The following is a 12,737-nucleotide window of genomic DNA, read 5'->3' as shown; positions in this document are numbered from 1 at the left end:
ATTTGAACGACACGGCCCCCCCAGTATCAGTAAGAGGATCTGAAGAATTATTGCTCGGAGCTCTAACGAACCTGATCGACAATAGCCTTTATTGGCTCCGAGTCCGATGGCCAGATCTTGATAAAAACGAAGAGCCCGTGCGCCGTATCCACATAGCGATACTGAGGGAAGCTGGGGAAGGCGTTCAGTTGGTAATTGGAGACAACGGACCCGGCTTCTCGGATGATCCAGAAACCCTGGTGAGGCCGTTTTTTACCCGCCGCCCCGACGGCATGGGATTAGGGCTTTACTACGCCTCAATGGCAACACAATTGAACGGCGGGCAGTTGACCTTTCCCGCTCCTGCAGATATCGATATTCCATCGGATATCAGCGGAGCGATTATTTCCTTCACCTTTCCAGAAGGTCGGATAGAAAAATGATTCCTGCGCCGCGAATTGCTGTAATCGACGATGAAAAGGACGCCATCGATGCTATACAGCGGTCATTGGAATCGATGGACACAAGCTGCCTTCCAGTTTTAGTTACCGCCGGCAAACCTTCGACAAAATCATCAGTCAGGGGGATACGACTATTATTTTTAGACATCCATCTGGTCTCAGGCCATCAAGCGGGCGCGGCACTTTATGACACAACCGCGTCGATCCTCGAGCAGGTCATAGCTCAGGACAATGGCCCTTATGTTCTTGTAATCTGGACTAGTGATAAAAACAAGCGCGATGAGTTAGTATCGCATATAAGCGATCACTATCCGAACATCCCGCAGCCGCTCGCCAGCCTCTTAATGGCAAAGGAAGAGTTTCTTGGCGAAAATGGCTTTGATATGCTTAAAGTCGCAGCTGAAATTAAAAAACTGCTCAGCGATCAACCCCAGGCAACCGCGCTTCTCTATTGGGAAAATGCCGTTGATTTAGCTTGTGGAGAGCTGATAGGAAAGCTCTGCGGCTTCGTTAACCGAAAGAAAATGTTTCTTGGGGAATCAGCAAAACATCTGGAACGTCTTTTGACGTCAGTCGCGCAATCCGCTGTCGGCTCAGATAATGTAAAAGACAATGAAATGAAGGCCATAAACGGCGGCCTGACACCGTTTCTTTTCGATCGACTGCATCATCTGCCTGACGAAGATGGGAAACTCAAAGAAATATGGGCCAAAGCAATATCCAATCCTGCCAAGCGCATTACTTTAGATCAGAATGAAAAAGCAGATTTAAATACAATGCATCACTCAGCGCGGGATACACACGCACCTATTAAGCCTGGAACTAGAGGGGCAGTATACGAGCTCCCTGAGGCCACAATGCTCCAACTATTCCAGGGGCATACCTCAGAACAAATATTGGTCAGCTATCTTCAGCCTAAAGAGGAAGTGGAGGCAAAGCTAGTTGAGCTCGCTTCAAAGTATGAATGGCGCCTTGTAGGTTTACGGGCAGCCTGTGACGAAGCGCAGCCAAAAGCGGGGACGCATCGATTGATTTTAGCTGCTGAAATTTTGCAACCCATCGGCGTAAACGCAGTCGGGCCTCGCAAGGCCTCAGAGGCAATCTTTCCAACGACGGAATTTAAATTTGACGAGAAGATATTCAAGCTCATCCTCAATTTTAATTACACAGCCGCACTCTCAGAAAAACAGTTCTCTGAATATAAATTAATTGCAAAATGGCGTTTGCGAGAAAACATGTGCGCCGCAATCGAATTTGCATTCGCCTCACATGCAAGCCGCCCGGGACTTATTAAGATTGATTAATTCAGACATTAAGTTACAAAAAAAAGCAGCCTTTCGGCTGCTTTTTTTTGTTGCGCATTAGAATATCAAACCCCCAACGGATTCGGCTTCTCCACATCAATCTTGTACTGCTTAATAGCCCTCGCCACATCCTTCCCAGTCATCTTCCCTTCCGCCGCCAGCGCCGCAATGGCCGCATGCGCGATGTAGTAGCGATCAACCTCGAAGTGACGACGCAAGTTGGCGCGGGTATCGGAACGGCCGAAGCCGTCGGTGCCCAGCACGGTGTAGCGCATCGGCACGAAGGCGCGGACTTGCTCCGGGTACATGCGGATGTAGTCGGTCGCGGCGATCGCCGGGCCTTGGCGGCCTTCCAGCAGTTCGGTGATGTACGGCTTGCGCGCGGTCTTGGCTTCGGGGTTGAGGCGGTTCCAACGCTCGGCGTCGCTGGCGTCGCGGGCGAGTTCGTTGAAGCTGGGGCAGGACCAGATGTCGGCGGTGACGCCGAAGTCTTTGTCCAGCAGATCGGCGGCGGCGATGGCTTCGCGCAGGATGGTGCCGCTGCCCATCAGCTGTACGCGCAATTCGCCCTTCTTGGGCTTGCCGGCGTCCTTCAACAGATACATGCCCTTGATGATGCCGTCGGCGCTGCCTTCGGGCATGTCGGGGTGGGTGTAGTTTTCGTTCATCAGGGTGAGGTACCAGTACTCATCCTGTTGTTCGGTCAGCATGCGCTGCATGCCGTGTTGCAGCAGGGTCACGACCTCATAGCTGAAGGTCGGGTCGTAGCTGCGGCAGTTCGGGATCAGGCCGGCCTGGACCATGCTGTGGCCGTCTTCGTGTTGCAGGCCTTCGCCGTTTAACGTGGTGCGGCCGGCGGTGGCGCCCAGCAGGAAGCCGCGCGCGCGCATGTCGGCGGCTTGCCAGGCGCTGTCGCCGATGCGCTGGAAGCCGAACATCGAGTAGTAGATGTAGAACGGCAGCATCTGCAGGTCGTTGGTGCTGTAGCTGGTCGCGGCGGCGAGCCACGACGAGAACGCGCCTGCTTCGGTGATGCCTTCTTCCAGCACTTGGCCGGTGGTGTCTTCGCGGTAGTACATCAGCTGGTCGCGGTCGACCGGCTTGTACTTCTGGCCATGCGGGGCGTAGATGCCCAATTGGCGGAACAGACCCTCCATGCCGAAGGTGCGCGCTTCATCGGCCACGATCGGGACGATACGGGGACCGACCTGCTTGTCGCGCAATGCGATGTTGAGGGCCTGCACGAACGACATGGTGGTGCTGATTTCGCGCTCGCCGGTGCTCTTGAGCAGGCGGTCGTAGGTTTCGAGCTTGGGCACGTCCAGCGAGGTGCTGGCCTTGCGGCGGCGCTGCGGCAGGAAGCCGCCGAGGGCCTTGCGGCGCTCGAGCATGTATTCGACTTCCGGCGATTTTTCGCCGGGGTGGTAGAACGGGACGGCGCCGTCTTTCAGCTGTTCGTCGCTGACCGGGATGTTGAAGCGGTCGCGGAACAGGCGGACGGCTTCGTCGTCCATCTTCTTGGTGCCGTGGGTCGGGTTGAGCGATTCGCCCGATGCGCCCATGCCGTAGCCCTTGACCGTCTTGGCCAGGATGACGGTGGGCATGCCCTTGGTGTTGACGGCTTCCTGGTAGGCGGCGAAGACCTTGTGCGGGTCGTGGCCGCCGCGGTTGAGGCGCCAGATGTCGTCGTCGGACAGGTTGGCGACGAGCGCGGCGGTCTCCGGGTATTTGCCGAAGAAATTGTCGCGGGTGTATTTGCCGCCGAAGGCTTTGCAGTTCTGGTATTCGCCGTCGACGGTTTCCATCATCAGCTGACGCAGCTTGCCGGTGGTGTCGCGCGCGAGCAGCGGATCCCAGTAGCTGCCCCAGATGGTCTTGATGACGTTCCAGCCGGCGCCGCGGAACTGGCCTTCCAGCTCTTGAATGATCTTGCCGTTGCCGCGCACCGGGCCGTCGAGCCGCTGCAGGTTGCAGTTGATGACGAAGACCAGGTTGTCGAGGCCTTCGCGGCCGGCGACGGAGATGGCGCCCAGGGATTCGGGTTCGTCGGTTTCGCCGTCGCCGAGGAAGGCCCAGACCTTGCGGTCGGACTTCGGCATCAGGCCGCGGCCTTCGAGGTATTTCCAGTTGCGCGCCTGGTAGATGGCGCTGATGGGGCCCAGGCCCATCGACACGGTCGGGACTTGCCAGTAATCGGGCATCAGCCACGGGTGCGGGTAGGAGCTCAGGCCGCGGCCGTCGACTTCCATGCGGAAGTTGTCGAGCTGGGATTCGCTCATGCGGCCTTCGAGGAAGGAGCGCGCGTAGATGCCGGGGGAGCTGTGGCCTTGCACGCCGATGACGTCGCCGGGGTGGTCGGCCGAGGGCGCGCGCCAGAAGTGGTTGAAGCCGACGTCGTACAGGGTGGCCGCGGAAGCGAAGCTGGCGATGTGGCCGCCGAGGTCGCCGGGCTTGCGGTTGGCGCGCACGACCATGGCCATGGCGTTCCAGCGGATCAGCGAGCGGATGCGCCATTCCATCGCGGCGTCGCCGGGGCTCTTGGCCTCCAGGTGCGGCGGGATGGTGTTGATGTATTCGGTGGTGGGCTGGAACGGCAGGTGGGCGCCGGCGCGGCGGGTGACCTCGACCATGCCTTCGAGCAGTTGGTGGGCGCGCTCGGCGCCGTCGCGGGCGATGACGGCCTGGACGGATTCGACCCATTCCTGGGTTTCGGTCGGGTCGGGGTCGTTCTGCAGGAGGTCGTGCAGGGAGCTGGCAAGCGGCTGGTTCATCTATCTCGCGGCCCCGTGGCCGCGCCTCGAATGTTGGGGGGCGGATTAGAGCGTCGAGTCTAACAAACGGGGGATGGGGTTCGGCTTGCTTTGGGTGGTCGGTGGGGTGGGATAGTTCGTATTGGCTATGGATGAATGGTGCGGGGGCGGGGGATACGGTGGGGTTTGGTTGGGGGTTGGCGGCTGGAAGAGCAAATCCCCCCTGCCCCCCCCCTTTTTCAAAGGGGGGAATCCTTCGGGTTGGGGGCGTGGTGGGTGATGCGGTGATGTGTCCCGGTTATCCGAAGCAGTGCGGTCGCCGCCACTGAAATCCCCGAGATGGATTCCCCCCTTTGAAAAAGGGGGGCCAGGGGGGATTTGCTCTTGCTGTCCAAGCCATCAAGCCGGCGCCCCGCGCAATACCACTATCCCCGCAACGATCAGCCCCACCCCGCCCAGCTTCATCGGCGTGATGGATTCGCCGAACAGCATCGAACCGATCAGCACCGTGCCGGCGGCGCCGATGCCCGTCCACACCGCATACGCGCTGCCGACCGGCAGGGCGGTCAGCGCGCGGCCCAGCAGCCAGACGAAGGCGATCAAGGTGACCACCGAGGCCGCGGTCCACCACGGCCGGGTGTAGCCCTGCGAGAGTTTCATCGACAAGGCCCAGGCCACGTCGATCAAGCCGGCGGCGATCAGCATCATCCATGCGGTCGAGGCTTTCATGCAGGCGCTCGCTCGGGTTGTGCGCGCGCGTCCTCGCGTTCGCGGCGCAGCGCGTCGCGCACGCTGTCGCGCTGGCCGATGCGGTCCAGATAAGCGTCCAGGGCCGGGTACGGATGCAGGTCCATCTTCAGCACGCGAGCCCAGCCGGCGATGGTGTACAGGTACGCGTCGGCGATGCTGAAGCGCTCGCCCAGCACGAAAGCGTTCTTGGCCAGATGGCGGTCCACCAGCGCCAGGCGCGGCTGCAGGCGTTCGCGGGCGATACGCGCCGGGGCTTCGCCGTACTCGGGGTGGAACAGCCACGGGCTGAAGAGTTTGTGCAGTTCCGAGCTGATGAAGGTCAGCCACTGGTTCAACTCGATGCGCTCGGCGCTGCCCGGCGCGGGGGCGAGGCCGCTGTCGGGGTGCTGGTCGGCGAGGTATTGCAGGATCGACACGCCTTCGTGCAGCACGCGGCCGTCGTCGAGTTCCAGCAGCGGGACGTAGCCGAGCGCGCCGAGTTCGCGGAAGTCGCGGCCGTCGGCGACGACGATGGGGTCCGGGCCGATGCGTACGCGGCGCAGTTCGGCCTCGATGCCCAGTTCGCGCAGGACGATATGCGGGGCGAACGAGCAGGTATGCGGGGTGTAGTAGAGCTTCATGAGCGTGTATCCGTGAGGGAGTGGCGCTACTCTCCTCGAACGCCCCGACGCCCGGAATACGGCGCGACCCCAAGGATTGCTTGCGGATGCGACAACCTCGATTGTCCCTGGAAGATTTCGATCTGCTGCGCGCGATCGGCGCGCACGGCAGCCTCAGCGGCGCGGCCAAGGCGTTGGCGCTGGATCATTCCAGCGCGTTCCGGCGGCTGGCGGCGATCGAGGCGCGCGCGGGCGCGGCGCTGTTCCGGCGCAGCCGCAGCGGCTATACCGCGACCGAGGCCGGGGCGATCGCGATCGCCGCGGCGCAGCGGATTCTCGACGATGCCGATCGCCTGCAACGGCAACTGGCCGGGCGCGATGCGCAGGCCGAGGGGCGCTTGCGCATCACCATTCCCGACACCCTGGCCGGGGTCGCGGCGCGGATGTGCGCGGCATTCACTGCCGAGCATCCGCAGGTGCGTTGCGATCTGATCGTCGCCAATGCCTTCGTCAATCTGCAGCAGCCCGACGCCGATGTGGCGCTGCGGGCGAGCGCGTTGATGCCCGACGGGTTGTCGGTGCGGCGAATCGCTTCGATTTCCACCGCGGTGTATGCGGCTGGCGGTGCGAAGGTCGGCAAGCGCTCGGCGTTGTCCGACGGCGAGTGGGTGGGGTTCGACGATGCCTTGTCGCATTTGTCGTCGGCGCATTGGCTGCGCGCGAACGTGGATGAGGCGCGCATCGCGATGCGGGTGAATTCGTTGCCGGCGGCGTTGGCGGCGTGTCAGGCGGGGATCGGACGTGCGTTGCTGCCGTGCTATTTCGCCGACGCCGCGGGCGGGGTGAAACGGTTGTCGGCGCCGATGGCGGAGGTGCCTACGGAGTTGTGGTTTGCGATCCATCCGGATCTGCGGCGCTCGGCTCGGGTGAAGTTGTTGCGGGAGTTTGCGATGGGGTGGTTGCCTGGGCGGGTTGAGGTGGCTTAGGGGATTGGACGGGAGCTGCGCTGGAGGGGCCGGCTGAAGTCGCTGGATTCCCGCGTTCGCGGGAATGACGAGCAAAAACGTTCGCGGCTCCATTTACTACGTCATCTTCCTACCGTCATTCCCGCGAACGCGGGAATCCAGCGACTTCAGCGAGTAGCCACCCGAAAGCCGCCCCACTCACCCCATCTCCCCATCCAACCACCGCAAGAACGCCTTCACCGGCGGATGCCGTTCCCGGCCGGGCACGCACAGCACGTGATAGCGCTCGCCCGGCACCGTGATCTGCGGCCGATACGGCGCCAGCAAGCCGCGCGCTACCGCGCCGGCGGTCACCACCGAACTGGCCAGTACCAGGCCCTGCCCCGCGCTCGCGGCATGCAGCGCGTAGTGCTCTTCGTCGTAAGCGCGCATGACCACGCCGGGTTTCATCCAGTCCAGGCCGGCGCGTTCGCACCAGGTCTCCCAACTGCATTCGTACAGCCGCGAATCGCCCCACGCCACGGTGATCAAGGTCGGCGACGATTTGGCCGCTTCGATTTCGATATGAGCGGGCGCGCCGTAGACGCCGAAGTGTTCCTGCATGCCGCCGTGCCGATGCAGACCGGCCGGCACCGCGCCGCCGTAGCGGATGGCCAGATCGACGCTGGCGTCCTGGTTGAGATCGATCACCTGCGCGCCGGTGTCGATGCGCACGGCGATGTCGGGATGCTGCTGGTAGAAGCCGCCCAGGCGCGGGATCAGCCACAACGCGGCGAACGAGGCAGTGGTGGTCACGGTCAGGCCGCCGCTGCTGCGGCGCGGGCGCAAGGCATCCAGCGACTGGGCGATGTCGAGCATCGCGCCGTGCAGATCGCGGAACAGGCGCCGGCCTTCAGTGGTGAGGGCGACGCCACGCGGCAGACGCTCGAACAGGGCCTGGCCCAGCCAGTGCTCCAGTTGCTTGATCTGGTGCGAGATCGCGGTCGGGGTGACGTGCAGTTCCTCGGCCGCGGCCTTGAAGCTCAGGTGGCGGGCGGCGGATTCGAAACTGCGCAGGGCGGTCAGCGGAAGCTCGGCGAACATGGTCTGGCCTGAATCTGGCTCATGTCGGAGCGATTATCGTCATTTGTGGCAGGCGTAGGCAGCAAATAGATTCATCGCTCCCGCCACGGAACCGCCTCTATGACCGAAGCCCACACCCCTGCCCGCCTGTTGATCCTGGTCGCCAGTCCGCGCCGCGACGGCAACAGCGCCACCTTGGCCGCAGCGGTGGAACGCGGCGCGCGGGCGGGCGGGATCGATGCGGCGGTGCGCTTTATCGACGATCACCTCGACGGGTTGGTCCGCGATTGCCGGCAGTGCCGCGACGACAACGGGCGCTGCCGGATCGACGATGGGTTCGGCGAGTTGTTCGTCGATCAGTTCTTGCCCGCCGACGGCATCGCGCTGTGCACGCCGGTGTATTGGTACGGGATGTCGGGGCAGGCGAAGGTGTTCTTCGACCGGATGTTTTGTTACTTCGCCAAGAGCCATGCCGGCTCGGCGCAGGTGCGCGAGCGGATCAAGCGCAAGCGCGTGGCGCTGCTGACATCGTCGGAAGAAATCTATCCGGCGATCGCGCTGGGGATCGTGCATCAGTTGCAGGAGTACGCGCGCTACACGCATTCGCAGTTCATCGGCGCGGTGCATGGGTGGGGCAATGGGCGCGGCGAGGTTGCGCGCGATCCGCAGGGGTCGGTGGCGGCGGCGGAACGCTTGGGGCGGCAGTTCTTCGAGCGGCCTTATCTGGACTTGCAGATGGATTCGCCGCGTTGAAGTCTCTGTAGGAGGGCCTTCAGGCCCGATGCTTTTCGATCAGGCCGATGTGTTCTGGCTATCTGATCGAAAAGCATCGGGCCTGAAGGCCCTCCCACAAGATCAAGGGCCAAAGCGGCTTCGAAGCGCGATCAAACCGGCCAGACCTGACGCTCTTCGTTTTCTTCGACCGCCCGCCAACGCAGATGCGCCGCGATGCGCGCGGCCATCGCGTCGTACCACTCCGGCGGTTCGGAATAAGGACAGATCAGTTCGATGATGTCGATGCGCGGAATGAACTTGCCGTCGCTGGCGTAGCCGCCGCGGCCGTTGTCCTTGGCCAGGATCATCAGCATCTGCGGCTGGCCGGGCACGGATTCGAATTCGACCGGGCCGATCTGGCGCAGTTCGGGTTGCGCGGTGAGGTAAGCGGTCAGGGCTTCGGTGTCCGCCGGCTCGGGTTGCGATGCGGCGGGGCGCAGGGTGAGGTACCAGCTCATGCGGGGCGGGGCCTTGGGGGATGGCGATCGGAGCGAAAAGCATCGGGCCTGAAGGCCCTCCCACAACAGCGGGCCACTTCGAGCGCGAATCAGCGCAGGCCGAACCACGAGCGCGGCAGCAGCAGCTTCAAGGCGCGCTCAGCGCTCTTGCGGCGCAGGCCGCGCTGGGCCAGGCCGCGCATCACCGGGCCGAGCCAGCGCCAGCGCGGTTGCGCGATGATGGCTTCGCGCGCGTCGGCTTCGATGCGGTACATCGCCAGCACTTGCCGCGCCAGGCGGCGCTTGGGTTCGGGCAGTTCCGGCATCTGCCGCAGGCACGATTCCAGATCGTCGGCGGTGCCGCGGTAGAACTGCACGGTGCGCTCGTAACGGCGGCGGGTGGCGACCGCGCGCGGTTCGTCGCGCGCGAACACGGTGCCGCTGACGCTGCCGGGATGGCGCCGGTATTGAATCAGCGGCTGGCGCAGGCACAGCGATTGGCCCAGCAGCGCGCCGCGCAGGCTCAGGGCGTTGTCTTCGATCGGGCCGAGCAGCGGGCCGAAGCGGTCGTAGACGCAGCGGCGGAACGCCATGGTCGCGCCGAGCAGGCCGATCAGGCGGCCGATGCGCACGTAGTAATCGAGTTCGTACCGCTCCGGACGCACGCGGAAGCTGACCTTGATCGGTTCGCCGCGCGTGCCGATGCCGTCGAAATCGCTGCCGAGCACCATCGCATCGGGCGCTTGGTCGAACGCGCGCACGATGGTGGCGACGCGTTCGGGATAGGCGATGTCGTCGCCGGCCATCATCACGATGATGTCGCCGTGGGCCAGCGTCATTGCATCGTTGAAATGCGCCGACACGCCCAGGTTGCGCTCGGTGCGGCGCACGCTGACGCGGTGCGGGCCGCGATAGGCGGCGACCATCTCCACCGCGATGTCGAAGGTGGCGTCGTCGGAGCAATCGTTGGAGACGATGATCTGGCACGGCACGGTCTGGGCGAAGGCGCTTTCGATCGCGGCGCGGATGTAGTCCGCGTCGCGAAAGCACAGCAGCAGCACGCTGACCTGCGGCCGCGGCTCGGCCACCGGGGCGAACGTGGGGGCCGCCGATGCCGGCAGCGATTCGCTGGCCAGTACGGCGTTCAGCGCGCCCCCTTCGCCCATGCGCGCGGCATCAGACCCCGCCGAGCTCCGACAGCCCCTTGCGATCGGCTTCGCGCAAGGCGCGGATCTGCGCGTCCACGGCCGCGATCGCGGTCATGTTGACGACGCGGCGCGGGGTCGAGGCCGGGGTCAGGATGTGCGCGGGCTTGTCCAGGCCCATCAGGATCGGGCCGATGGCGACGCCGTCGGTCATCACCCGCACCATGTTGTAGGTGATGTTGGCGGCGTCCAGATTCGGCAGCACGAACAGGTTGGCGCGGCCGTGCAGGGTCGCGTTGGGGAAGATGCGCTTGCGCAGCACGTCGTCCCACGCCGTGTCGGCCTGCATTTCGCCGTCGATTTCCAGCTTGGGCTGGCGCTGTTTGACGATCTGGCGGACCTTGCGCATCTTCGCCGCCGACGGATTGTCGTGGCTGCCGTAGTTGGAATGCGACAGCAGCGCGACCTTGGGCTCGACGCCGAACAGCTTGAGGCGATAGGTCGCCTGCAAGGTCGCTTCCGCGATCTGCTCGGCGCTGGGATCGACCTGCACATGGGTGTCGAGGAAGAACCACGCGCCCTGGTCGTTGATCACGCCGGTCATCGCCGAGGTGCCGGACACGCCCGGGTCGAAGTCGAAGATGCTGCGCATGTAGCCCAGCTTCTTGTGGAAGCGGCCGACAAGGCCCGAGATCATCGCGTCGGCTTCGCCGCGTTCGACCATCAGCGCGGCGATCAGCGTCGGACGCGAGCGCAGCAGGTTCTTCGCCGCCGCCGGGGTCACGCCGCGGCGTTCGGTCAGCGCGTGGTACTGCTGCCAGTATTCGTTGAAGCGCGGATCGTCGTTGATGTTGGTCAACTCGAAGTCCACGCCTTCGCGCATGCGCAGGCCCAGGCGCTTGATGCGGGTGTCGATGACGTCCGGGCGGCCGATCAGGATCGGATAGGCCAGTTCTTCGTCGATCACCGTCTGCACCGCGCGCAGCACGGTTTCTTCCTCGCCTTCGGCGTAGACCACGCGCTTGCGGTCGGCGCGGGCGCGGTCGTAGACCGGCTTCATCAACAGGCCGGTGCGGTAGATGTACTGGCTGAGCTTTTCTTCGTAGGCGTCCATGTCCAGGATCGGACGCTGGGCCACGCCCGAATCCATCGCCGCCTTGGCCACGGCCGGGGCCAGCATCACCAGCAGGCGCGGGTCGAACGGACGCGGGATCAGGTATTCGGAACCGAAGGTGGGGACCTCGCCGCCGTAGGCGCCGCCCAGGTCGGACGATTCCATGCGCGCCAGCGCCGCGATCGCGCGCACGCAGGCCAGCTTCATTTCTTCGTTGATGACGGTGGCGCCGACATCGAGCGCGCCGCGGAAGATGTACGGGAAGCACAGCGCGTTGTTGACCTGGTTCGGGTAGTCCGAACGGCCGGTGGCGATGATGCAGTCCGGACGCACGGCCTTGGCGTCTTCGGGCAGGATTTCCGGGTACGGATTGGCCAGGGCGAGGATGATCGGCTTGTCGGCCATCGTCGCGACCATTTCCGGCTTGAGCACGCCGCCGGCGGACAGGCCCAGGAACACGTCGGCGCCGGCGATGATGTCGGCCAGGGTGCGCTTGTCGGTGTCGCGCGCGTAGCGCTGCTTGTCCGGGTCCATGTTGCCGCGGCCGGTGTAGAGCACGCCGTCGCGGTCGACCGCGAGGATGTTCTCCGGCTTCATGCCCAGCGCGACCAGCATGTCCAGGCAGGCGATGCCGGCGGCGCCGGCGCCGCTGGTGGCGAGCTTGACGTCTTCGATCTTCTTGCCGACCACTTCCAGGGCGTTGTAGACCGCGGCGCCAACGATGATCGCGGTGCCGTGCTGATCGTCGTGGAACACCGGGATCTTCATGCGCTCGCGCAGCTTGCGCTCGACGATGAAGCATTCCGGCGCCTTGATGTCCTCGAGGTTGATGCCGCCGAAGGTCGGCTCCAGCGAGGCGATGATGTCCACCAGCTTGTCCGGATCGCGTTCGTCGATTTCGATGTCGAACACGTCGATGCCGGCGAACTTCTGGAACAGCACGCCCTTGCCTTCCATCACCGGCTTGCCGGCCAGCGGGCCGATGTCGCCCAGGCCCAGCACCGCGGTGCCGTTGCTGATGACGGCGACCAGGTTGCCGCGCGCGGTGAGTTCGCTGGCGGCGTTGGGGTCATCGACGATGGCCTCGCAGGCGTAGGCCACGCCCGGCGAATAGGCCAGGGCCAGGTCGCGCTGGGTGACCATCGGCTTGGTCGCGGTGACCTTGATCTTGCCCGGCGGGCTGAGGCGGTGATAGTCGAGCGCGGCGGTTTTCAGATCGTTGTCGGACATCGCTTGGGGGCTACCGTGGCAGGGGCGCGAACATGGCGTGAAGGTGCAGTCTAATGGATCGTCAGGGCGGATTCGCGCGGCCGCCGGGCGTCATTCATTAGTACTTTGGGGTTGTACACAGTTGTAACCGCGACGCTCGCCGCGGTCTTTGCGCCAGTGGCCGGCCG

Annotated in this window: 12 protein-coding genes; 4 read left to right on the top strand and 8 right to left on the bottom strand. The window is 63.9% G+C overall.

All coding sequences use genetic code 11. From position 1 onward, the window contains the following. Positions 1 to 2 precede the first annotated feature (2 nt). A complete protein-coding gene (locus LG3211_RS26230) occupies positions 3 to 422 on the top strand; it encodes an ATP-binding protein (protein WP_338041417.1) in 420 nt (139 codons plus the stop codon). Next, positions 419 to 1,744, top strand: a complete 1,326-nt coding sequence (locus tag LG3211_RS25345) for a hypothetical protein (RefSeq protein WP_148648711.1) — start codon at positions 419 to 421, stop codon at positions 1,742 to 1,744. The genes LG3211_RS26230 and LG3211_RS25345 overlap by 4 nt, the downstream gene beginning before the upstream one ends. A 65-nt stretch (positions 1,745 to 1,809) precedes the next feature. Here the strand turns inward: LG3211_RS25345 and aceE are convergent, their stop codons facing one another. From aceE to LG3211_RS02665, 3 genes are all read right to left on the bottom strand, one after another. Further along, on the bottom strand, positions 1,810 to 4,515 hold the full coding sequence (gene aceE / locus LG3211_RS02675; RefSeq protein WP_057941479.1) for a pyruvate dehydrogenase (acetyl-transferring), homodimeric type: 2,706 nt from the start codon (positions 4,513 to 4,515) through the stop codon (positions 1,810 to 1,812). A 378-nt stretch (positions 4,516 to 4,893) separates the two neighbouring features. Beyond that, complete coding sequence (locus tag LG3211_RS02670) at positions 4,894 to 5,223, bottom strand: DMT family transporter (RefSeq protein ID WP_057941478.1); 330 nt, start codon at positions 5,221 to 5,223, stop codon at positions 4,894 to 4,896. Beyond that, positions 5,220 to 5,864 carry a glutathione binding-like protein gene (locus LG3211_RS02665; RefSeq protein ID WP_057941477.1) on the bottom strand — a complete coding sequence of 215 codons (645 nt, stop codon included), beginning with the start codon at positions 5,862 to 5,864 and terminating at the stop codon, positions 5,220 to 5,222. The genes LG3211_RS02670 and LG3211_RS02665 overlap by 4 nt, the downstream gene beginning before the upstream one ends. 86 nt (positions 5,865 to 5,950) lie before the next feature. On the opposite strand from LG3211_RS02665, the gene LG3211_RS02660 reads away from it, so the two are divergent. Next, complete coding sequence (locus LG3211_RS02660; RefSeq protein ID WP_083512268.1) at positions 5,951 to 6,829, top strand: LysR family transcriptional regulator; 879 nt, start codon at positions 5,951 to 5,953, stop codon at positions 6,827 to 6,829. Between the two features lie 177 nt (positions 6,830 to 7,006). Here the strand turns inward: LG3211_RS02660 and LG3211_RS02655 are convergent, their stop codons facing one another. Then, positions 7,007 to 7,891, bottom strand: coding sequence for a LysR substrate-binding domain-containing protein (locus LG3211_RS02655; RefSeq protein ID WP_057941475.1), 885 nt, complete (start codon positions 7,889 to 7,891; stop codon positions 7,007 to 7,009). Positions 7,892 to 7,990: 99 nt separating this feature from the next. On the opposite strand from LG3211_RS02655, the gene LG3211_RS02650 reads away from it, so the two are divergent. After that, entirely contained in the window at positions 7,991 to 8,623 is a 633-nt protein-coding gene (locus LG3211_RS02650) for a flavodoxin family protein (protein WP_057941474.1), read from the top strand. Here LG3211_RS02650 and LG3211_RS27650 read toward each other — a convergent pair. From LG3211_RS27650 to LG3211_RS02635, 4 genes are all read right to left on the bottom strand, one after another. After that, complete coding sequence (locus tag LG3211_RS27650) at positions 8,590 to 8,721, bottom strand: DUF6053 domain-containing protein (protein ID WP_484502504.1); 132 nt, start codon at positions 8,719 to 8,721, stop codon at positions 8,590 to 8,592. The two genes, LG3211_RS02650 and LG3211_RS27650, sit on opposite strands and share 34 nt — an antisense overlap. Positions 8,722 to 8,754: 33 nt before the next feature. Beyond that, positions 8,755 to 9,102, bottom strand: a complete 348-nt coding sequence (locus LG3211_RS02645; RefSeq protein WP_057941473.1) for a hypothetical protein — start codon at positions 9,100 to 9,102, stop codon at positions 8,755 to 8,757. 89 nt (positions 9,103 to 9,191) lie between these two features. Next, a complete protein-coding gene (locus tag LG3211_RS02640; RefSeq protein WP_057941472.1) occupies positions 9,192 to 10,247 on the bottom strand; it encodes a glycosyltransferase in 1,056 nt (351 codons plus the stop codon). A gap of 10 nt (positions 10,248 to 10,257) precedes the next feature. Further along, the gene (locus LG3211_RS02635; RefSeq protein ID WP_057941471.1) at positions 10,258 to 12,570 is read right to left on the bottom strand and encodes an NADP-dependent malic enzyme; all 2,313 of its coding nucleotides are present in this window, start codon (positions 12,568 to 12,570) and stop codon (positions 10,258 to 10,260) included. Positions 12,571 to 12,737 lie beyond the last annotated feature (167 nt).

It is taken from the genome of Lysobacter gummosus, assembly GCF_001442805.1.
GTDB classification, from domain to species: domain Bacteria; phylum Pseudomonadota; class Gammaproteobacteria; order Xanthomonadales; family Xanthomonadaceae; genus Lysobacter; species Lysobacter gummosus.
Note: the sequence above shows the minus strand (reverse complement) of the source record. Positions and strands in the feature narration are given on the sequence as shown.